Source organism: Ancylomarina salipaludis, assembly GCF_004122035.1.
Taxonomy (GTDB): Bacteria; Bacteroidota; Bacteroidia; order Bacteroidales; family Marinifilaceae; genus Ancylomarina; species Ancylomarina salipaludis.
Genome location: NZ_SAXA01000014.1, coordinates 52,824 through 74,144 on the forward strand (window position 1 = coordinate 52,824; position 21,321 = coordinate 74,144).

Consider the following 21,321-nt stretch of genomic DNA (forward strand, 5'->3'; position numbering starts at 1 on the left):
TTTAAAACTATAATTTTAGCACTTCTTCCTTAAATTGTTGGCCCCTGTCTTCGTAACTCTTAAACAGATCGAAGCTGGCACAGGCTGGCGATAATAAAACGGTTGCTTCGCCATTCGCTATTTCAAAGGCTGTTTTAACAGCATCCTGCATCGAATTTGTATCTACAATTGTTTCGATAACGCCATCAAAGGCCTGGTGAATCTTGGAATTATCGATTCCTAAACACACGATTGCCTTAACCTTTTCTTTCACTAAATCCATTAGCTCGTTATAGTCGTTGCCTTTATCAACCCCTCCAACAATCCAAACGGTTTCGTCATCCATACTTTCAAGGGCATACCAGGTTGAATTGATGTTGGTCGCTTTTGAATCGTTTATAAAATCGACCCCATTAACATTTGAAAGCTTTTCGAGGCGGTGTTCCACGCCTTTAAAATCACTTAAGCTTTCTCTGATCACCTCGTTGCGAATGCCCAGTATGCTGCCTGCTATTCCTGCAGCCATCGAGTTGTAAGTATTGTGTTTCCCTTTTAGAGAAAGTTCATTTTGTTTCATATTAAGATTGATGTTTTCATTCTTAATAATTAATTCATCGTTCTTGAGGCTAGCCCCCTTTGGTAAACATTCATAAATACTAAACGGATGTTTTTGTACCTGAACTGAAATTTGTTCCAATTCTTTGGTGATGATTTCGTCATCCTGACAGAAAATGAAGGCGTCATTTTCTGTTTGATTTTGAATAATTCGGAATTTTGAATCGATATAATTTTTCATTTTATAATCGTAACGATCCAAATGGTCTGGTGTAATATTCATCAAAATAGCAATATCAGCTTTGAACTGTTTCATACCATCCAGTTGGAAACTGCTCAATTCAACAACAAAGTGACTAAAATCGTTTTCTGCAACCTGACGAGCCAGGCTGTGGCCAACATTACCTGCTAAACCAACATGAATTCCTGCTTTTTTCAGCATGTGATAGAGAAGTAGTGTTGTTGTCGTTTTACCGTTACTACCTGTTATGCAAATCATTTTTGCATTAGAATAGCGTCCTGCAAATTCAATTTCTGAAATGACAGGAATATTCAAGTCATTCAGTTTTTTAATTAGTGGAGCGGTGTCAGGAATCCCCGGACTTTTAATGACTTCACTCGCATTTAAAATAAGCTCTTCACTATGTTTTCCTTCTTCGAAAGGAATATTGTATTCCTTAAGGATTTTGCAATAGTTTGATGTAATTTGCCCTTTGTCCGAAACAAAAACGGGGAATCCCTTGCTTTGAGCTAGAATTGCAGCTCCAACACCACTTTCTCCGGCGCCTAAAACAACGATGTTTTTCTGACTATCCATTTATCTGATTTTAAGGGTCACAATAGTGATAACTGCAAGGAAAATACCAATGATCCAAAAACGTGTTACAATTTTAGCTTCAGGATATCCCTTTAACTGATAATGGTGGTGCAGAGGAGCCATTCTGAAAATGCGTCGCCCTTCACCGAATTTCTTTTTGGTGTATTTAAACCACGAAACTTGCATCATAACAGAAACATTTTCCACCAGAAAAATCCCGCATAGAATTGGAATAAGGAGCTCTTTGTGAATAATGATTGCCAAAACTGCAATAATACCTCCCAATGATAAACTTCCGGTATCGCCCATAAATACCTGAGCAGGATAAGAGTTGTACCAAAGGAAACCAATGGTTGCTCCAATAAAGGCTGAAATATAAACTACAAGTTCTCCTGAAAGAGGAATGTACATAATGTTGAGGTAGCTGGCATATACCAAGTGACCGGATACGTATGCTAAAATACCAAGCGTTGCCCCAACAATTGCTGAGGTTCCGGTTGCCAGGCCATCTAATCCATCAGTCATATTCGCACCATTGGATACAGCCGTTACAATAAAAATGGTAACAATTATGAAAAGAATCCATGCAAAAAGTGATGAATATTCTCCCGTAAAACGGACAAGGCTTTCGTAATCAAATTCATTGTTTTTAAAGAAGGGAATGGTCGTTTTAGTCGACTTGATATCCTTGGTCATAGCTGTTGCATTGGTATGATCGTTGGTGAAACCTTCGTCAACGACTTCGGTTTTTGTGCCAATATCATAAATACTAGCTCTTTCACGAATCACAACATCATCGTTGATGTATAAGGTTAAGCCAACGATTAAACCCAAACCAATTTGGCCTGCAATTTTAAATCGCCCTTTTAAGCCCTCCTTGTCTTTCTTAAAAACTTTAATGTAGTCGTCTATAAAACCAATTAGCCCCAACCAAACGGTTGTGATAATCATTAAGATGATATAAATGTTTTCAAGTTTAGCGAATAACAAAACGGGCACTAAAATTGAGATCAATATAATAAGTCCCCCCATGGTAGGCGTGCCTTTTTTCTCAATTTGGCCAGCTAAACCCAGATCTCTTACAATTTCACCAATTTGTTGTTTTTGCAGGTAATAAATGATTTTTTTACCAAAAACAGTTGCAATAAATAGTGACGTCATGATACTTAATGCGGCACGGAATGAAATATAATCAAACATTCCTGCTCCTGGGAAATCGAGTTCGTTTAGGTATTTGAAAAGATAGTATAACATGCTTATTGGTTAAATATTTCGTTTATAATTTCTTTGTCGTCAAAGTGGTATTTGACGCCTTTAATTTCTTGATAATCTTCGTGGCCTTTACCTGCTACAAGAATAATGTCATCTTTTTGCGCTAACATTATTGCTGTGCGAATTGCCTCTTTTCTGTCTGAAATGGCTAATACTTTTCTGAGCTTGTCTGCAGAAACACCTTCTTTCATTTCTGAAATAATTGTATCAGGATCTTCTGATCGTGGATTGTCTGAAGTCAAAATAACCTTATCGCTATATTCGGCGGCAACATTCCCCATCAAAGGGCGCTTGGTTTTATCCCTGTCGCCACCGGCGCCAACAACAGTAATAACTGTTTCGTTTTTGGTTCTGAGTTGGTCGATTGTTTGTAAAACATTTTTCAGCGCATCGGGGGTGTGGGCATAGTCAACGATTGCCATCACACCATTGGGTGAAACCAGACTCTCAAAACGTCCCGCTACTGATTTGAGTTCGCTCATTTTCATCAAAACTTCTTCTTTTGATTGATCGAGAAGTCGGGCCGCGCTGTAAACTGCTAAAAGGTTGTGTGCATTAAAATCACCAATAAAATTGGTCCATAATTCAATCCCGTCCATTTCCAATAGCATGCCATTGAAATGCTTTTCAAGAATTTGAGCTCTAAAGTCGGCAAAGGCACGGGTTGAGTAGGTGAACTTGTGCGCTTTGGTATTTTGCAGCATGATTTTTCCGTTCTTATCATCCGCATTGGTAATGGCGAATGCCGTTTTGCCCAACTGATCGAAAAAGCCTTTTTTTGCTCTTAGATACGAATCAAAAGTCTTGTGGTAATCAAGATGATCGTGAGTCAGATTTGTGAAAATTCCGCCTTTGAAATTTAAATCAGCAGTTCTGTGCTGATCCACAGCATGTGAACTAACTTCCATGAAGCAATATTCGCAGCCTGCAGCAACCATTTCATTTAAAAGTGCTGAAATTTGGATGGCATCAGGTGTTGTATGCGTTGCTTTTACGACTTTGGAGTCGATATAATTGGTGACCGTAGATAGTAAACCAACTTTGTAGCCTAATTTTCTGAATAGCTCATAAAGCAAACTGGCAATGGTTGTTTTGCCATTTGTTCCCGTTACACCGACAAGTTTTAGGTGATCTGATGGACGATTGTAATAATTATGTGCTAATACAGAAAGGGCTTTAGATGTGTTTTCAACTCTAAAATAGCTTACATCAGGATGAGTAAGCTCTGGTAAACGCTCACATAAAATAGCTTTTGCGCCCTGTTCAATAGCCTTTGTTATATAATCGTGACCATCGGATTGGGTACCGACTTGTGCAATGAAGAAATCTCCTGTCTCCACTTTTCTTGAATCGAAATGTATGGCGTTGATCTCTCTTTCCAGATCGCCGATACTTTCAACTATATTTATGGATCCTAACAGATCTGTTATTTTTTTAGTCATCTTAATCATTTCTTATTTATGATATCGGTCCTTATTTTCTTGTTTTTTACAATTTCTATCTATGTTTAGGATAGTTCAATGTAAATTTGATCGCCGCTCTGAAAATTAGATCCTGGTCGCAGTGATTGCTTTGTTACGGATCCAAATCCATTTATCTTAACTTTTAAGCCTGCATTTTCTAAAATATACAAGGCATCTTGCAGTCCCATTCCTTTTACATTGGGGACAAGGTGATTGTTTATTGATCTGTTTTTGTATTTGATAATGGAATCCTGGCGCGAAGTTAAAACCCAATCGCTATAGATATCTTTTTCATCAACGGTTACGCCTAATTCTTTGAATACTTTATCCAGATCTTCCTTATTTCCATTCAATGAAATTGGTACTTTTACTTCGTACTCTTGTTCATCTTGCTTGGGTGGATGCATGGCATAGGTCATGGCATAAACCTTATCAGCAATAGTTTTAAAAACGGGGCCAGCAACCTGATTCCCGTAAAACCCTTTCTTTTTGTCAGGACTATTGATGACGACTATGCACGAATATTTGGGGTTATCTGCAGGGAAATAACCCGCAAAAGAAGCTTGATAGACTTTATGTCCGTAGCCTTTATTCTTATCTGCAATTTGAGCCGTTCCCGTTTTGCCTGCAATGCTATAACTTGAATTTCTCAGATTTGTTGCTGTCCCTCTTAATACAACACCCTCAAGCATTTTTTTGATTTTTCGTAGCGTTTCTCTGGAGCAAAGGCTATTTTTGAGGACTTCTTCATCAAAATGTTTTAAGACTTTCCCATGATATTTAATTTTGTGGACGAACATGGGTTTCATCATTTTTCCATTATTAGCAATGGCATTGTATAAACTTAGAGTTTGCAAAGGTGTTTGTTGTACCTCGTAGCCAATAGACATCCATGGAAGTGAAATCCCAGACCATCCTTCTTCGCCCGGGTATTTGATTTTTGGTATACCTTCACCTTTGATGTCCAAATCAAGGGGTTTATTTAATCGAAACTCATATAATCGATTGATAAAATTACGGGGTTTATCCTTATAATATTGATTGACTAATTTTGAAACCCCAACATTTGAAGATTTTTCAAAGGCCTCTTGAACCGTTATTTTTCCATAGCCGCCTATATGAGAGTCGCGCATTTTATCGTTATAGAAACGATGCACACCATTACCTGTATCAATAGAGTCGTCTGGTTGAACATAGCCATCCTCAAGTAGAGCCATCATAGAGGCTAACTTGAAAGTAGAACCCGGTTCAGTGGCTTCACCAATGGCATAATTGTAAATTTCCTCGTAGGTATTTGTTTTCTGATTCAACCCCAGGTTTGCAATGGCTTTTATTGCACCGGTTTCAACTTCCATAAGGATAGCAGAGCCATGGTCAGCATGATATGCTTGCAATTGCTGCAGAAGGGCAGATTGAGCAACATCTTGAAAATTGACGTCTATTGTGGTTATGATGTCGTTTCCATCCTTAGGGTCAGCCTGATTGACAGGAAGCCATTTGCCAGACATTTTTTGCATCATGGAAATGCCATTAATCCCTTTGAGTTCATTTTCAAATAAACCTTCAAGCCCAACTTTACCTATAAGTTCATTTCCATTCCCTTTATTTAGATAACCTATGGTTCGGGTGGCTAAATTGATATGCGGCTGAACTCTTTTGTTTTCTTGCGAACAAATTAATCCCCCTTTGTTGGGAGATAGTCTGAAAAGAGGGAATGTTTTGATTTGTTTGAGTTCGTTATAATTTATTTTTTTGTTGTTAATGAGTACGTAGCGGTTCTTTTTGGAGTGGAACTTGGCATCCCATAGCATTCTGTGATAAGCTGACTTGCTTTTGTCTCCAAAAAATTTGGATAAGCAAAGTGCTAAAGAATCGACGTTCTTTTTAAAAACAACATCAGTTAGTCCGGGAGCCTGAAAGTCCATTCTCAGTTCGTAATAGGGTATGGAACTGGCTAAAAGGCGACCATCTTCTGCACAAATGTCGCCTCTGTTTGCATAAACAGTAATATCTTTTTTGCTGATGGATTGTGCACGTCCTCTCCATTTTTCTCCTTCGAAAACCTGCAGGTAGACAACTCGCCCAACCACACAGAATGCGAAGAGTAAAATTAGAGTGTAACAGACGCCCACTCGCCACATGATATCGTTCTTTATTTGCACAGTTTACTTTTCTAAATAGATTTTTATTGGAGGCTCTGTAGATTCAATTAAATCCAGACCCTCTTTTTCTACTCGTTTGACTACCTCTGATTGTTTACTCATATACATCAAATCGGATGCTGTTGTGATGTATTCAAAACGAAGTTCTTTGAGTTCTTTTTCAAGGCCAATCATTTCCCTATAGACTCTTTCTGATTGATATCGGTTACTGATATAATAAATGCCCAATATTGCAATGAAAAGAATGAATGGGAGGTGGTGTACAACCACATCTTTAGACAAGACACTACCTGAAAGAATATCTTTAAAGGATCCCGAAGGTGTCTCTTTAATTTCTTCTTTTGGGCTAATGAAATCGTTATATTTTCGCTTGAATCCAAACATTGTTTTTCGCTTTGAACGGTTTTATTTTGTTCTGGGTTGTGCAATTCTCAGCTTGGCACTTCTCGATCTGTTATTAAGTTCCAGTTCTTCTTCGCTTGGTAGAATAACTTTCCGATTCACAGCTTCGAGTGGTGCATTGGTTTTGCCATAAAAATCTTTTTCTGCTCCTCCGGCAAATTTGCCATCTCTGATGAAATTTTTCACCAGCCTGTCTTCCAGGGAATGGTAAGTGATGACGGCCAGTCTGCCGTTTGGTTTAAGAACTTCAGGAATCTGGTTTAGCATATCCTTTAAAACGTCCATCTCAGCATTGACTTCGATACGTAAGGCTTGGAAAACCTGGGCCCAGTATCTGTGTTCCTTGAATTTTGGCGTACAAGGCATGATGACTTCTTTCAGTTGTTGTATGGTTTTGAATTCGTTATCCGCACGGTGCGCTATAATTAATCGCACGAGTTTGCCCGGATTTTTAACCTCACCATAATACTTGAACACTCTGAATAATTCGTCTGAGGAATAGGTGTTGAGAAGGTCAGCGGCATTGAATTCGGCACTTTGATTCATTCTCATATCCAGATCCCCGTCAAATCGGAATGAAAATCCTCGTTCGGCCACATCAAATTCATGTGACGAGACGCCTAAGTCCGCAAGAATCCCATCAACCTTTTCGTAGCCGATGTATTTCAGGAAGTTTTTGAAATATCTGAAATTGTGACGAATAAAGATGAATCTTTCGTCGTCGATGATGTTTCTTTCGGCGTCAACATCCTGATCGAAACCAATCAGTTTCCCTGTAGTGAGGTGTTTTATGATTTCACGAGAGTGCCCGCCGCCTCCAAAGGTTAAGTCGACATATATCCCGTCGGGTTTAATGTCTAAAGCTTCGATGCTTTCGTTTAAAAGTACAGGTACGTGATATGATGTCATGTTATATGATTATTACAAAATTTGAAAATATATTCTAATTGGTCTTGGCTTATTCAGCCATATTGCTTCCAAAAATGTCATTTGCCAATTGGTTGAACTCCTTTAGGTTCATTCCGGAGTCTTCGTATTGTTTTGAATCCCAGATTTCAATTTTACCATCTTGGCCAACAAGGGTTAGCCCATCGGAAAGATTGGTGTCTGCAAAAAACTTTTTAGGGATAAGGATGCGTCCGTTACCATCGATTTGAACTTCGGCAGTTCCTCTAAAAAACTCTCTTAAGAAAGTCGCATGTTTGCGATTGAATGGATTTAATTGGCTCCGAATCATTGTTAATTGTTTGTTCCATTCCGATATCGGGAAAAGGTCCAAACAATCTTCATATAGATTTTTTCGCATAACAAATCTGTCTTCGGAAGAAGCTGTAAGCAACTTTCGAAAAGCAGAGGGGAGCAGGACTCGTCCCTTTGCGTCTAGTTTGCATGGATAATCACCTATAAATGTTAACATTGACAAAATTGGTTTTCATTTGTAAAAGTAAGAAATTTCCTTACCACTTTCAACCACTTCTACCCACTTTACTGCATTTGTTGAAAACTTTTTATTTGAAACACTTTTAAGGTGTGTTTAGTAATGCTATGGGTTTGGTTTTCTACAATTTAGTTTCTTTGGCAGACGGGGCTTCCGACTTGTTTTGATACCCGTTTGAAAATTCATTTTGTCATTAATTTATCAGAGAAGAAGATTAAAGCGTCTTTTTGTTATTTTTACTCAATAAAAATAAGGTTTGGCAGTTTTCTGCTCTTGAATACTGCAAAAATATAAAAATATAAGTATGAAAAAACTGGTAAAGTATGGGTTTGTAGTGAGTTTTATTTGGGTAGGTTTTATATTGTCTATCAGCTTTATGGAAGCTTGGGTGAAGTTTCGGGCAGAGAGTTTGGATTTGCCTACAGCACTTGATGTAGGGCGACATGTTTTTGGGGCTTTGAATGGCGTCGAGAGAGTGTTCTCTGTTTTTTTACTGGTCGTTCTTTTTTATGAATATACCGATAAGCTTATTGTAGTGACTGGAGTGTTGATTTTTACCTTTATTGTAGCACAATCCGGCTATTTGCTGCCAGAGTTGAATGAGCATGCACAATTAATTATGCAAGGTATGAAGCCGGAGAAAAGCTCTGTCCATATGACTTACGTTGTGATGGAAGTTCTAAAAGTTGTTGCACTGTTTGTTTTGGGCTTTAGGCAAGTTAAATTGTTTAAAGCGAACTAGAACTTGAGACTTGGTTGTTAAGTCCGGTTAAATAGAAATTATGGGAAATATTTGTTCATTATGCCATTCCGGGGAGACATCTCTCTATCATGAGGGGGAATCCCGAGAGTATTTTCTTTGTTCTATTTGTCATGTTGTTTTTGTTCCAAAAACGTTTTTTCATTCTGATCTGATTGAAAAAGAGATGTATGATAAGCATCAGAATTCGATTGATGACTTGGTTTATCAGAAGTATCTGAAACGATTGATGGATCCGGTCTTGGATCGTGTTCATTCTAGGGCATGCGGTTTGGATTTTGGTTGTGGACCAGGTCCGGCTTTGTCCCTGTTGTTTGAAAAGTGCGGTTTTGAGATGGACATTTATGATGTGTTTTATGCTCCTGATTCAGGGATTTTTCAAAAAAAATACGATTTTATTACAGCTTCGGAGGTTGTTGAGCATTTTCATGATCCCAAAATGGAACTCGATCGTTTATTTAATTTGTTGAATCCTGGAGGAGTACTTGCAATAAAAACTCAGATGGTACCTGCGGATGAGGATTTCCCACAATGGTATTATAAGCGTGATACCACGCATGTGTGTTTGTTTTCAAAGAAAAGCTTTGAGTTTCTTGCCGTTCGCTGGGGAGCAAAACTGGAATTTATTGACTCTGATATTGTAATTATTACGAAGTCGTCTTAATTAAATAAATCGATTTAAACTTGAAGGCTTGCTGGTGTTTATCAGCAAGCCTTTTTAGTTTCTGTTTTCAAGACTTATTTTAGCTGAGGGTAAGGTGTTTTCTTGTTTTTATTTAGACCTATAATGGATTTCTAATTGAGTATAAATATCATTGATATTTAACATGAATAGACCTTATCTTTAGAATCGTGAAATTGTTAAGCTCAGTTTTGAATCTAAACCTTTGAATATGAAATCCCTGTTTTTATTGATTTTTAGTTTTTTGTTTGTTTTTCAGTCTTATGCTCAGGAGGAATCGCAGTGGCGCGGACCGAACCGAGATGGGAAATATCCAGCGAAAAACCTGTTGAAAAAGTGGCCTGCGACTGGTCCAAAATTGTTATGGCATTATGATGATTTAGGTGACGGACATGCTTCAGCAACTGTGACTGATACACGGATTTATACAGCTGGCGTTGATGGAGAACAGGGGTTTGTTATAGCCTTTGATTATTCTGGTAAGCAGTTGTGGAAAACAAATTACGCAAAAGAATGGTTGGAAAATTATGATGGCGTGAGAGGGACTCCCTTACTTGATCATGGGATGCTCTATATCATGAGTGGTCATGGTGAATTGGTCGCATTGTCGGCAAATTCAGGTGAAATAATATGGTCTAAAAACATGTTGACTGAATACGGAGGTAGAAACCTTCGTTTTGGAATGACTGAGAATCTTCTGATTGAAGGGGATAAGATCTTTTGTACGCCTGGCGGTGAAGAGGTTAATATTATCGCATTGAATAAAAAGACAGGCGATTTGATCTGGAAAACAAAAGCAAATGGCGAAACATCGGCATATTGCTCGCCTTTGTTTGTAAAATTAGCAAATCGCTCTTTGATGGTCACTCATACTGCTAACTCAATTGTTGGAATTGATACACAAAACGGTGAGATGATGTGGCGTTTTGAGCATAAAAATCAATACAGTATTCATCCCAATACGCCGCTTTATCAGGATGGTATGTTGTTTTGCTTTAGTGGATATGGCAAAGGCGGAGTTATGCTGCAATTATCAGCTGATGGTCGCTCGGTAAAGGAAGTCTGGAGAAATGCATCTTTGGATAGTCAGATGGGTGGCGCTGTTTTACTTGATGGGAAAATTTATGGCTCAGGTCATACCAATCGTCAGTGGTTTTGTCTGGATTGGAAAACAGGACAAGAAATTTATTCTTCAAAGGCTTTGGCAAAGGGAAATGTGATTTATGCTGATGGCATGTTGTATTGTTACGGCGATAACGGAGAGATTGGATTAGTTGATGTGAAAGATGGGGCTTTTAATAAAGTGAGTTCGTTTCGCGTGCCATACGGAAGTAAACAGCATTGGGCACATTTGGTCATTCATAAGAATAGGCTATATGTGCGTCATGGAAATGCTTTTATGGTGTATGAAATTTAAGCTTAAATCGAGTTTGAAAATGATCTTAATAAGACTCAATCTTAATACTATTCTTCTTTAGATTAATTAATGATTAAATCTTGTTAATCAAATGTTAACGAGCTTATTGTTTGTTTAATTAACTGATAGAATTAATAGGTTTGAAAGACCTGTTCCCAGAAAATTAATAGTTCATTCTGATAATTAAGAAAATAAAAAAATAAAAATGAAACGACTGCTTTTTTTAGGCTTTGCCGCGATTACAATTTTTACTCAATGTAACTCTCCAAAACAAAAAAGTGAATGGCGGGGCCCGAATCGAACCGGTGTTTATAATGAAACAGGTTTGTTAAAAGAGTGGCCTAAAGAAGGGCCTCAAATGCTTTGGTCTTTAACAGATATTCCCAAGGGATATTCTTCGGTTGCTGTGGTTGGCGATCTTGTTTATTTGACGGGAATTAAGGATTCCATGGATGTTTTGTTGGCTGTTGATATAAAAGGACAAATAAAGTGGGAGGTTCCTTATGGTCGTTGTTGGGATAGTACCTTCCCGGATAGTCGATGTACGCCAACTATTGAAAATGACCGAATTTATCTTTCAAGTGGGAAAGGCGATTTGGCTTGTGTAAATGCTCTGACAGGAGAGATTTTCTGGCAGGTAAAAGCCAGTGAAAAATTTGAAGGAACATATGGCGAGTGGGGAATCGCAGAATCTCTTCTTTTATATAAGGATTTGGTTTTTTATACCCCTTGTGGTGAAAAAACGACGATGATCGCTTTGAATAAGAATACGGGAGAAACGGTTTGGGAATCTAAAAGTTTGAAAGATAAACCTGCCTATGTTTCTCCACTGCTGGTTGAGCGCAATGGTAAGAATTTGATTGTAACCGTAACAGAGAATCATATTATAGGGGTGAATCCTGAAAATGGTGAAATGCTTTGGACTTTCGACTATGCAGCATATGCGGGTGGAGAATGGAAAGCAAACATCCAGACAAATACACCACTTTATTACAAGGGGAAAATATTTGTGACTAATGGCTATGATCACAAGTCTGTTATGCTGAATTTGAGTGAAGATGCCTCTTCGGTGAAATTGGCATATGTTGATTCTTTAATGGATGTGCATCATGGTGGTGCCGTTCGTTTAGGTGATTATATATACGGTTCTAACTGGATACACAATCGAATGGGAAAATGGGTTTGTCTAGAATGGGAAACCGGTAAGCCAATGTATGAGACAGAATGGGAGAATAAAGGTTCTATTATTTCAGCTGAGGGTTTGTTGTATTGCTATGACGAAAAAGGTGGCAATATCGCTCTTTCAAAAGCAAGTCCTGATGGTTTTAAAGTGATCAGTTCCTTTAAAGTACCTTTAGGGAAAGGGCCCAATTGGTCGCATTTGGTGATTAAAGATGGTGTGATGTATGTCCGTCACGAAGATGCCTTAATGGCTTATAATATAAAAGCATAGTCTGAGAAGTAATGAGCAAAAAATCCCTAAATATTCTTTTTCTGTTTTTGACTGTTGGTGTCGCGATTTCCATATTTATTATTTGGTTGCGTTACGATCCGGTTCAGGATTTCAAAGCAAGTGTTCCTGGCTTGGACAATCGTCCTGAGGCTGGAAGCGAGGCTGTGGATGAGGTGAAAATTGGAGAGAAATTCAAATTGTACACTGAATACACTTCAAATTTAAAGGGGAAATGGACTCAGTTTAGGGGAGCTGATTCAGATAATATATCAAAAGAGAAAATCAAACTTGTCGATAAAATTGGACCTGAACCTAAGATCATGTGGCAACATGATTTGGGTGAAGGGCATGCGGCACCTGTTGTTTACAATGGAAAGGTGTATTTGCTTGATTACGATGAGGTGAAAAAAGCAGATGCCTTGCGTTGTTTTTCGTTGGAAACAGGAGAGGAAATCTGGAAACGATCCTATAAAGTTCATGTGAAAAGAAACCATGGCATGTCGAGAACCATTCCTGCAATTAACGATAAGTATATTGTGAGTATGGGGCCGCGTTGTCATGTGATGTGTGTAAATTCGGAAACAGGAGACTTTTTGTGGGGACTCGATTTAGTGAAGGATTATCAATCTGAGGTTCCTTTTTGGTATACAGGTCAGTGTCCTGTGATTGATAATAATGTTGCCATAATTGCTCCCGGAGGTAAGGCTTTATTAATGGGTATTGATTGTGCTACAGGTAAAGTGCTATGGGAAACGCCAAATCCGGATGGATGGAAAATGTCTCATTCTTCGGTGATGCCAATGGTTTTGGATGGAAAAAAGATGTGGGTTTATGCTGCAGTTGGTGGCATTTGTGGCGTATCAGCCCAAGGCGATGATTTAGGACAAATCCTTTGGAAAACAAAAGACTTTTCACCCTCTGTTGTTGCGCCGTCTCCACTGATTTATGATGATGGTAAATTCTTTATGACTGCCGGATATGGGGCAGGAGCTGCACTCTTTCAAGTGAAAAAAACGGGTGAAACTTATCAGGTAGAAACCCTTCAGCAATACAAACCTAAGGATGGGATGGCATCCGAACAACAGACACCACTTTTATATAAAGGTCGGATGTTTACCATACTTCCGAAAGATGCCGGTGCTATGCGAAATCAGTTTGTCTGTTGTGATCCGAATGACTGTACCAAAATATTATGGACCAGTGGAAAGACCGATCGTTTTGGATTAGGTCCTTATTTAGTGGCTGATGGCAAGTTTTTTATCCTGAAAGATGATGGGGAATTAACGATTGCCAAAGCTTCAACTGAGAGATTTGAAATTTTGGATAAGGTGAAAATTCTTGACGGGCACGATGCCTGGGGGCCTATGGTTATAACCGATGGACGATTGCTGATGCGAGATTCGAAACACATGCTTTGTGTTGATTTGCGTGCAAATTAAGATTAGACTTTGAAAATATGAGACTATGAAGAACAAGCTAACATTAATATTTTCCGTCGTAATTCTTTTGCTTTTAGTGGCATTAATTGCGGGTGATTTGTTCTTAAAAAAGCCAAATCTTCAAAAGAACATTTATGAATATGATCTGAAGGAATTGAGAAAGGTTGATCCAACTTTAATTACCTATAGAGAGTCTTTAAATTTTGCCATTAATTCGGAATCAGTTTATGGAGTCGCTGTGGATACTGCAGACCAAATTTATGTAAGTGGAAATGATAAGCTCTGGATCTTTGATTCGCAAGGGAAATTGCAATCGAGTATGAAAGTTCGAGGGGATGCTCACGCGCTGTGTGTTTCCGAGTCGGGAAATATTCTTTTGGGAGTTGGGAACAGAATTGATGTCCGCAGACCGGATGGCAGCCTGAATAATAGTTTTCAGATTAAAGGTGTGAGAGCTTATATCAGTAGTTTGGCTGAAAAAAATGGACGGGTTTATATTGCCGATGCCGGACAGAAAATCGTTCATCAGTACACTATCGAAGGTGAAAAAATCAATCTTATTGGGGCTAAAAACCTTGAAAAAGGGATTCGTGGCTTTGTGATTCCAAGTCCGTACTTTGATCTTTTGTTGGGACGTCAAGGTGAACTTTGGGTTGTGAATCCGGGGCGACATGCCTTTGAGGCCTATAATAATGACGGGGATTTGATTTCGACATGGGAGCGAACTTCTATGCAGCTTGATGGCTTTGGAGGTTGTTGCAATCCCAGTCATATAGCCATGCTGTCGGATGGTTCATTTGTGACCAGTGAAAAAGGGCTAGAGAGAATAAAAATACATCTCCCATCCGGTGATTTTAAATCGGTAGTTGCTGCACCTAATCAATTCGATGAGGGCACAAAAGGTTTGGATTTGGCAGTTGATTCTCAGGATAGAATTATTGTTTTGGATCCGTCGCGTAAGATGGTTCGTGTTTTTGAACTCAAGGAATAAAGCTGTTTTAGAGATAAATTAACTCGGTATTAGTCGAGTCAAAATATAAGAAAATGGATAGAAGACGTTTTTTGCATCAAATTGGCAGAGGAACAATTTTAAGTGCATTGGCTATTTTTTCAGGGACGATGATTTATCGAAATCTAAACTCAGAAAGAGAGACCTGTGACTTCGATTTTGTTTGTCGTAATTGCAAAAAGGTTAAAACCTGTGCTTTGCCTGATGGGATTGACTTTAAGAAGAAAAATTCGATACAATAATTTGTAGAAGAATGGATAATAAAGGAAAAAAAGATAGAAGAGAGTTTATAAACACCTGTTTCCGGTTTGCGGCAGGAGCCACTTTAGTTGGTGTGACTGGTGTTTTAGCCCATAAAACGGTATCCGGGAATACGCTTTGGCAAATTGACACGACAAAGTGTACACAATGCGGGCGCTGTGCCACCTCTTGTGTGATGACCCCATCGGCAGTGAAATGTATTCATGTGTACGACATGTGTGGGTATTGCGATTTGTGTGGTGGCTATTTGCGACCTAATGTGAAGACTATTACCACAGGAGCTGAAAACCAACTATGTCCTACCGGCGCGATTAAACGAAAGTATGTTGAAGATCCATTTTTTGAATACGAGATAATCGAGGACTTGTGTATTGGTTGTGGCAAATGTGTGAAAGGTTGTGGGGCTTTTGGAAATGGTTCGCTTCAATTGCAGGTAAGTCATAATTTGTGTGTGAATTGCAACCAGTGTGCCATTGCACGGGATTGTCCTTCGGGAGCTTTTTCGCGCGTGCCAGCAGATGAGCCCTATAAATTTTCAGGCTTCAAAAAAGAAAAGAAAGGCTAACCCAATTCAAAATCTTAAATAGATTTCTAAATGTCAGAAATTTTAAAATACATATCACGAACCTGGAATATAAAGAAGCTTGTCGCTATTCTGTCAATGTTTATTTTATTCTTGACTTCAGGTTTTCCACTTTTTGCACAACAACAGCGATTTCCCAAACCGGAATTTGAGTCCGGTTACACCCAACCAGTAACTTCAATGCCTGAAGCGCGTTCTGATTTTTTCGCTATTTTCGATGTTCTAGTGCTTATTGTGGCTTTATCATTAATATCCTGGCTGATTTTAAAGAAGCGATCAAGACGAGGCGTTCTGGCTGTATCGGTATTTTCAATTTTATATTTTGGTTTTTTTCGTGAAGGCTGTATTTGTTCGGTTGGATCCTTGCAAAATGTGACATTGGCACTTTTTCAACCAGAGTACAGTATCCCGATATCTGCTTTGGCATTTTTTGTTATTCCACTTGTTTACACCTTATTTTTCGGAAGAACCTTTTGTGCTGGTGTTTGTCCATTAGGAGCCATTCAGGATGTGCTTTTATTGCGTCCGGTAACAATGAAACGATGGTTGCAAAAAGTTTTAGGTTTAATACCCTATATCTATTTAGGTTTGTCGGTTTTATATGCTGCAACAGCAACTGATTTTATCATTTGCAGATACGATCCTTTTGTAGGGATTTACCGATTTGATGCCACTTTTTTCATGTTCGCTATCGGAGCCATTTTCCTTCTGTTAAGTATTTATGTTGCCCGTCCTTATTGTCGGTTCTTTTGCCCTTATGGCGTACTTCTGAATTGGATGAGTCGTTTTTCGAAACATCATCTGACTATAACGCCTAATAAATGTATTCAGTGCAGACTTTGTGAAGATTCTTGCCCATTGGGAGCCATAAATAAGCCCGTTCCGGTTAAGGTGATGGAAGACAGACAATCAGCAACAAAAAGATTTATAAGCTTGAGTTTGATTATTCCATTGCTTATGGTTTTAGGTGGTTGGACACTTTCAAACTTTCATGAGAATTTGGCTAAGGTGAATCCTAAAGTGCGATTGGCAAATGAACTCATGTCGTTTAAACCTGATGTGATGTTGCCTTCTGTTGAAATTGAAGCCTTTAAATCTGCCGGAACTCCCCTTACAGAATTGTATTCGCAGGCGGCAATTATTATTGAGCAGTTTTATATAGGAGCCTGGATTTTGGGTGCCTTTTTAGGTTTGGTTTTCGGACTGACCTTATCAAGCTTATCGGTATTTAAATATCGTGAGGATTACACACCTGATAAGGGAGAATGTGTGAGCTGTGCCCGATGTTTAAAATATTGTCCGGTTGAGAAATAATCTTTCATTTGATTTAGGAATTAGATAAGAATATGAATACAAAATTTTCAAATAAAACAATCAATCTTCCTCTGTGGCGGGGAGTTGCCATTGTGTCGGGTGTTTTTGCTATTTTAATTTGTGTTATGGTGATTGTTAACTATATGCAAATTAACAAGGTTGATCCTGTCAATACGGAAGTAATTAACTCTCTGGTAGAACGATTAAATAACAACCCTAATGATATCCAATTACGTGAGCAAATCAGGGAGATGGATTTATTGGTTCGCAAAGCTTTTTTTACCAACCAATGGGAGGTGAGAACCGGAGCTTACCTGTTGATGTTCTCTCTTATTATCATGATTATTGCTTTGCAAATTATCGGGATGGGCAAAAAAACACTGCCTGAAGTTGATAAAGAGAAGACTCAAAATATAATTAAGTATCAGAAAAATGCCAGAAAGTGGATTAGTTTGGGCGGTTCTGTTTTGGTTGTCGTGACTTTGATATTGGCTTTTGTGACTCACAAAGACTTGGGAACACGGTTTACCGATGCAGCGAAAATTGCAAAGGTCGAAATTGAATCTTCCAATGAAGCCGTATCTGATGTGCCAGCTGAGAAGCCTAAAGAAATAGAGAAAGATGCAGTTGTTGAGAGTGTTGAGGGGAAGGAGGTTGTAGCTAAAATAGCTGATAGCCAAACTCTTGAAGAGCCGTCAAAACCGAAGCCTGTTGAAAAGGCGATCGAAGCTAAAAAATATACAGGCCAATACCCCAGCCAAGAGATGATGGCAAATTTCCCCTCTTTCAGAGGACCTGGAGGAAATGGGATTGCTTATCACAAAAATATACCCACAGAGTGGGATGGCGCCAGCGGAAAGAATATCAAGTGGAAAGTGACAACAGCTTTGCATGCTTATAATTCACCTGTTATTTGGGGAGATAAACTTTTTTTATCTGGAGCTGATGCGAATCAAAGAGAAGTGTACTGCTTCAATACACAATCTGGAAAATTAATGTGGACAGCAAAAATTGATCATATTCCTGGTTCACCCGAGAAGATTCCCGATGTTACCCCTGATACCGGACATGCTGCATCAAGCTTAAGTACCGATAGAAAATCTGTTTTTGCTATTTTTTCTAATGGTGATCTGATTGCTCTTGATATGAATGGGAAACCCGTTTGGAGTAAAAATTTGGGACTACCTGATAATCATTACGGGCATTCGTCTTCATTGGTTGTTTTCGAAGATAAACTGATTGTTCAGTATGATCACAAGAAGGGTGGAAAAATAATGGCCCTTTCGACTAAAACAGGTGATGAAATTTGGAGTACAGCCAGAAAAGTGAAAGTCTCGTGGGCATCTCCGGTTGTGGTTAAAAATGGCGATCGAGCAGAGGTTTTGTTAGCTGCTGATCCTTGTGTGGCTTCTTACGATGCCTTGACAGGTGAAGAGCTGTGGAAGTTGGATTGTATCACTGGTGAAGTGGGGCCATCTGTAGCTTATGCTAATGGAATTGTGTTTGCGCTTAATGAATATGCTAGTTTGGTTGCGATCAAAACGGGTGATAAACCGGAAATACTTTGGGAAGCATACGATTATCTGTCTGATGTTCCCAGTCCTCTGGCAACGGACAAATATCTGTTTGTCGTGACTTCATATGGTGCAGTGGCTTGCTACGATGCCTTATCCGGAGAATTGTATTGGGAACATGAGTTTGACAAAGGTTTTTACGCGTCTCCTATTTTGGTTGAGGGTAAAATATATTTATTGGATAGATCTGGAAGCATGCATATTTTCAAGGCGGATAAGGAATTTGTTTCCATTGCAACATCAAATATAGGAGAAAAGACAGATTCAACACCAGCTTTCTCTGATGGACATGTTTATATCCGAGCTGGCAAGAATCTTTATTGCATAGGGAAGTAACAGATTCCGATTACTTGAAAAAGAAACAATGAATAAGATAATCGATATAGTTGACAGAATAGTTGAACAGAAAGGGAAGTCACCCGAGAAGGTGATTCCTATTTTGCAAGCAATTCAGTCTGAGTTGAATTATTTACCGGAAGAGGCTTTAAAACGTGTTTGTGAAATCACTGAGATTACTCAAGCTCAGATAGCTGGGATTTCAACCTTCTATTCGCAATTCCGTCATCGGCCAGTAGGCGAGCATGTTGTTCGTGTATGTGTGGGTACGGCTTGCCATGTAAAGGGGGCTGGCCAGGTTTACGATGCTTTCCGAAGAGAACTAAGCTTGCCTGACGGCGAAGATACAGATACTGATAAAAATTTCACTTTGGAAGAAGTAGCCTGTTTGGGCTGTTGTACTTTGGCTCCTGTGGTTCAGATAGACGATGTGACTTATGGTCATGTTGAAACAGGAACGGTTAAGGATGTTCTTGAGGATTTTTTATCCAAAGTCGATAATCAGGAAGAAGAGAAAGTAAGAACACTTTCAGAAAAAGGTTTGCCTCAGGGTGAAATTCGAATTGGATTGGGGTCATGTTGTATTGCCAGCGGTAGTTCCGGAGTGAAAGAAGCTTTGGAGGAAACTCTGGACAGTAGTGGCATAAATGTCGATGTGAAACAAGTCGGTTGTGTTGGTGTTTGTAATCAGGTTCCCATGATGGAAATTCACAAACCGGGAGAGGAAGCTGTTTTTTATACAAAATTAAAATCTGAAGATGTTGGGGATATTATTCAAAAGCATTTTCAGTCTAAAGGATTTTTGAGTCGATTTAAAAGTCGATTTTACAATTATGCTGAGAACTTAACTTTCAGCGATATGCCTCAAACAGCGGGTAGGTATCGAGCTAATGAAGAAAAGACGCCTATAGCTGAGTTTCTGAAAGGACAAGTGAATATTGCGACAGAATTTAGAGGCCTGATAAAGCCATCCGATTTTGATGAGTATAAAAGTAAGGCAGGTTTTTCAGCTCTGAAAAAATGTTTGAAAGAATTGACTCCTGATCAAATTATAGATGAGATTGAGGCGAGTGGTTTGAAAGGACGAGGGGGTGCTGGTTTTCCATCTGCCATAAAATGGAGTTTGGTACAGAAGGCTCAAGCCGATAAAAAATATATCATTTGCAATGGCGATGAGGGTGATCCGGGAGCTTTTATGGACAGAATGCTTTTGGAATCTTACCCTTTTAGAGTGATTGAAGGGATTATCATCGCCGCTTATGCTGTGGGTGCAAGTGAAGGACGTTTATACATTCGTGCAGAATACCCTTTAGCCGTCGAGCGAATTCGTGAAGGGATTAAGATATGCAGAGAGAAGGGAATTCTTGGTGAAAACATATTGAGTACAACTTTTTCGTTCGATATGGAAATTTTCGAAGGGGCTGGTGCTTTTGTTTGTGGAGAAGAAACAGCTTTGATTGCTTCCATTGAAGGAAAAAGGGGAATTCCACAACTGCGGCCACCTTATCCGGCTGAAAAAGGACTTTGGAGCCACCCCACACTCATAAACAATACCGAAACTCTTTCTCTTGTTCCCTGGATTCTCAGAAACGGATCAGCTAAGTTCAGTGAGATTGGAACTGAGAAAAGTAAGGGAACCAAGGTGTTTGCCTTGGCTGGTAAAATTAAAAGAGGGGGACTGATAGAGGTGCCCATGGGAATAAGCATTCGCCAGATTGTTGAAGAAATTGGAGGTGGAATTGCTGGTGGAAAAGCATTTAAAGCAGTTCAAATTGGTGGACCTTCGGGTGGTTGTATTCCTGCCTCTATGGCAGATACTACGATTGATTTTGATTCCTTAAAAGAAGTAGGTGCCATGATGGGATCGGGTGGTCTGATTGTTCTGGACGAATCGGATTGTATGGTGGATATTGCGCATTATTTTTTGTCTTTTACTCAGGATGAATCTTGTGGACGATGTACTTTTTGTAGAATTGGGACGCGTCGGATGCTTGAAATTCTGGAGAAGATAAAAGCTGGAAAGGGTAAATTGGAAGACCTGGATTTGCTTGAGAAATTGGCAATCAATACGAAGAAGGGAAGTATTTGTGGTTTGGGCCAAACGGCGCCAAATCCTGTTTTATCGACCTTAAAATATTTCAGACACGAATATGAAGCCCATATTAATGGGACATGTCCTTCGGGGAAATGTGAGCATTTGATTACTTATGAAATCAAGGATGAATGTACGGGTTGTACCAAGTGTGCCCAACGTTGTCCGGTGGATGCTATTAAAGCAAAACCTTACGAACTGCACGAGGTTGATAACGAGATTTGCATTAAATGTGACATTTGCAGACAAATTTGTCCGGTTGATGCAGTCGTTGTACGCTAAAAAATGTTCAATTTAAAATCAGTAATCTGAT

At 39.1% G+C, this 21,321-nt stretch carries 18 protein-coding genes; 11 read left to right on the forward strand and 7 right to left on the reverse strand.

Annotated features, from left to right (window positions below; genetic code table 11):
• Positions 1-7: 7 nt before the first annotated feature.
• From murD to EO244_RS13835, 7 genes are all read right to left on the reverse strand, one after another.
• Entirely contained in the window at positions 8-1,351 is a 1,344-nt protein-coding gene (murD, locus tag EO244_RS13805; RefSeq protein ID WP_129255276.1) for a UDP-N-acetylmuramoyl-L-alanine--D-glutamate ligase, read from the reverse strand.
• On the reverse strand, positions 1,352-2,605 hold the full coding sequence (gene mraY / locus EO244_RS13810) for a phospho-N-acetylmuramoyl-pentapeptide-transferase (protein ID WP_129255277.1): 1,254 nt from the start codon (positions 2,603-2,605) through the stop codon (positions 1,352-1,354).
• Positions 2,606-2,607: 2 nt separating this feature from the next.
• The gene (locus EO244_RS13815; RefSeq protein WP_129255278.1) at positions 2,608-4,065 is read right to left on the reverse strand and encodes a UDP-N-acetylmuramoyl-L-alanyl-D-glutamate--2,6-diaminopimelate ligase; all 1,458 of its coding nucleotides are present in this window, start codon (positions 4,063-4,065) and stop codon (positions 2,608-2,610) included.
• Between the two features lie 65 nt (positions 4,066-4,130).
• Positions 4,131-6,248, reverse strand: a complete 2,118-nt coding sequence (locus EO244_RS13820; protein ID WP_129255279.1) for a penicillin-binding protein — start codon at positions 6,246-6,248, stop codon at positions 4,131-4,133.
• Positions 6,249-6,251: 3 nt separating this feature from the next.
• Positions 6,252-6,632, reverse strand: coding sequence for an FtsL-like putative cell division protein (locus EO244_RS13825; protein ID WP_129255280.1), 381 nt, complete (start codon positions 6,630-6,632; stop codon positions 6,252-6,254).
• A gap of 21 nt (positions 6,633-6,653) precedes the next feature.
• Positions 6,654-7,559 carry a 16S rRNA (cytosine(1402)-N(4))-methyltransferase RsmH gene (gene rsmH, locus EO244_RS13830; RefSeq protein ID WP_129255281.1) on the reverse strand — a complete coding sequence of 302 codons (906 nt, stop codon included), beginning with the start codon at positions 7,557-7,559 and terminating at the stop codon, positions 6,654-6,656.
• A 49-nt stretch (positions 7,560-7,608) separates the two neighbouring features.
• Positions 7,609-8,067 (reverse strand): division/cell wall cluster transcriptional repressor MraZ, encoded by a 459-nt coding sequence (locus tag EO244_RS13835; RefSeq protein WP_129255282.1) that lies wholly within the window; start codon positions 8,065-8,067, stop codon positions 7,609-7,611.
• Positions 8,068-8,392: 325 nt separating this feature from the next.
• On the opposite strand from EO244_RS13835, the gene EO244_RS13840 reads away from it, so the two are divergent.
• The 11 genes from EO244_RS13840 (at position 8,393) to EO244_RS13890 (ending at position 21,290) form a co-directional block, all read left to right on the forward strand.
• On the forward strand, positions 8,393-8,830 hold the full coding sequence (locus EO244_RS13840; protein ID WP_129255283.1) for a hypothetical protein: 438 nt from the start codon (positions 8,393-8,395) through the stop codon (positions 8,828-8,830).
• Between the two features lie 40 nt (positions 8,831-8,870).
• Positions 8,871-9,512, forward strand: coding sequence for a class I SAM-dependent methyltransferase (locus EO244_RS13845; protein ID WP_129255284.1), 642 nt, complete (start codon positions 8,871-8,873; stop codon positions 9,510-9,512).
• A gap of 229 nt (positions 9,513-9,741) precedes the next feature.
• Positions 9,742-10,947, forward strand: coding sequence for an outer membrane protein assembly factor BamB family protein (locus EO244_RS13850; RefSeq protein WP_129255285.1), 1,206 nt, complete (start codon positions 9,742-9,744; stop codon positions 10,945-10,947).
• A 205-nt stretch (positions 10,948-11,152) separates the two neighbouring features.
• Positions 11,153-12,400 carry an outer membrane protein assembly factor BamB family protein gene (locus tag EO244_RS13855; protein ID WP_129255286.1) on the forward strand — a complete coding sequence of 416 codons (1,248 nt, stop codon included), beginning with the start codon at positions 11,153-11,155 and terminating at the stop codon, positions 12,398-12,400.
• 11 nt (positions 12,401-12,411) lie between these two features.
• Positions 12,412-13,839, forward strand: coding sequence for an outer membrane protein assembly factor BamB family protein (locus EO244_RS13860; RefSeq protein WP_129255287.1), 1,428 nt, complete (start codon positions 12,412-12,414; stop codon positions 13,837-13,839).
• A gap of 25 nt (positions 13,840-13,864) precedes the next feature.
• Positions 13,865-14,830, forward strand: coding sequence for an NHL repeat-containing protein (locus tag EO244_RS13865; RefSeq protein WP_129255288.1), 966 nt, complete (start codon positions 13,865-13,867; stop codon positions 14,828-14,830).
• 53 nt (positions 14,831-14,883) lie between these two features.
• Positions 14,884-15,090, forward strand: coding sequence for a hypothetical protein (locus EO244_RS13870; RefSeq protein WP_129255289.1), 207 nt, complete (start codon positions 14,884-14,886; stop codon positions 15,088-15,090).
• 11 nt (positions 15,091-15,101) lie between these two features.
• Complete coding sequence (locus tag EO244_RS13875) at positions 15,102-15,674, forward strand: 4Fe-4S dicluster domain-containing protein (RefSeq protein WP_129255290.1); 573 nt, start codon at positions 15,102-15,104, stop codon at positions 15,672-15,674.
• Positions 15,675-15,704: 30 nt separating this feature from the next.
• Positions 15,705-17,006: a 4Fe-4S binding protein gene (locus EO244_RS13880; RefSeq protein ID WP_129255291.1), complete on the forward strand. Its 1,302-nt coding sequence runs from the start codon at positions 15,705-15,707 to the stop codon at positions 17,004-17,006.
• A gap of 32 nt (positions 17,007-17,038) precedes the next feature.
• A complete protein-coding gene (locus EO244_RS13885; protein ID WP_129255292.1) occupies positions 17,039-18,916 on the forward strand; it encodes a PQQ-binding-like beta-propeller repeat protein in 1,878 nt (625 codons plus the stop codon).
• Between the two features lie 28 nt (positions 18,917-18,944).
• Positions 18,945-21,290: an NAD(P)H-dependent oxidoreductase subunit E gene (locus tag EO244_RS13890; RefSeq protein ID WP_129255293.1), complete on the forward strand. Its 2,346-nt coding sequence runs from the start codon at positions 18,945-18,947 to the stop codon at positions 21,288-21,290.
• Positions 21,291-21,321 lie beyond the last annotated feature (31 nt).

Excerpts from the sequence above, each read along its gene's own strand:
- EO244_RS13870 (WP_129255289.1), top strand. The coding sequence starts at position 14,884 with ATGGATAGAAGACGTTTTTTGCATCAAATTGGCAGAGGAACAATTTTA.
- EO244_RS13840 (WP_129255283.1), top strand. The coding sequence starts at position 8,393 with ATGAAAAAACTGGTAAAGTATGGGTTTGTAGTGAGTTTTATTTGGGTA.
- EO244_RS13865 (WP_129255288.1), top strand. The coding sequence starts at position 13,865 with ATGAAGAACAAGCTAACATTAATATTTTCCGTCGTAATTCTTTTGCTT.
- EO244_RS13845 (WP_129255284.1), top strand. The coding sequence starts at position 8,871 with ATGGGAAATATTTGTTCATTATGCCATTCCGGGGAGACATCTCTCTAT.
- EO244_RS13855 (WP_129255286.1), top strand. The coding sequence starts at position 11,153 with ATGAAACGACTGCTTTTTTTAGGCTTTGCCGCGATTACAATTTTTACT.
- EO244_RS13860 (WP_129255287.1), top strand. The coding sequence starts at position 12,412 with ATGAGCAAAAAATCCCTAAATATTCTTTTTCTGTTTTTGACTGTTGGT.
- EO244_RS13875 (WP_129255290.1), top strand. The coding sequence starts at position 15,102 with ATGGATAATAAAGGAAAAAAAGATAGAAGAGAGTTTATAAACACCTGT.
- rsmH (WP_129255281.1), bottom strand. The coding sequence starts at position 7,559 with ATGACATCATATCACGTACCTGTACTTTTAAACGAAAGCATCGAAGCT.
- EO244_RS13815 (WP_129255278.1), bottom strand. The coding sequence starts at position 4,065 with ATGACTAAAAAAATAACAGATCTGTTAGGATCCATAAATATAGTTGAA.
- EO244_RS13890 (WP_129255293.1), top strand. The coding sequence starts at position 18,945 with ATGAATAAGATAATCGATATAGTTGACAGAATAGTTGAACAGAAAGGG.
- EO244_RS13825 (WP_129255280.1), bottom strand. The coding sequence starts at position 6,632 with ATGTTTGGATTCAAGCGAAAATATAACGATTTCATTAGCCCAAAAGAA.
- EO244_RS13835 (WP_129255282.1), bottom strand. The coding sequence starts at position 8,067 with ATGTTAACATTTATAGGTGATTATCCATGCAAACTAGACGCAAAGGGA.
- EO244_RS13850 (WP_129255285.1), top strand. The coding sequence starts at position 9,742 with ATGAAATCCCTGTTTTTATTGATTTTTAGTTTTTTGTTTGTTTTTCAG.
- EO244_RS13885 (WP_129255292.1), top strand. The coding sequence starts at position 17,039 with ATGAATACAAAATTTTCAAATAAAACAATCAATCTTCCTCTGTGGCGG.
- EO244_RS13880 (WP_129255291.1), top strand. The coding sequence starts at position 15,705 with ATGTCAGAAATTTTAAAATACATATCACGAACCTGGAATATAAAGAAG.
- murD (WP_129255276.1), bottom strand. The coding sequence starts at position 1,351 with ATGGATAGTCAGAAAAACATCGTTGTTTTAGGCGCCGGAGAAAGTGGT.
- mraY (WP_129255277.1), bottom strand. The coding sequence starts at position 2,605 with ATGTTATACTATCTTTTCAAATACCTAAACGAACTCGATTTCCCAGGA.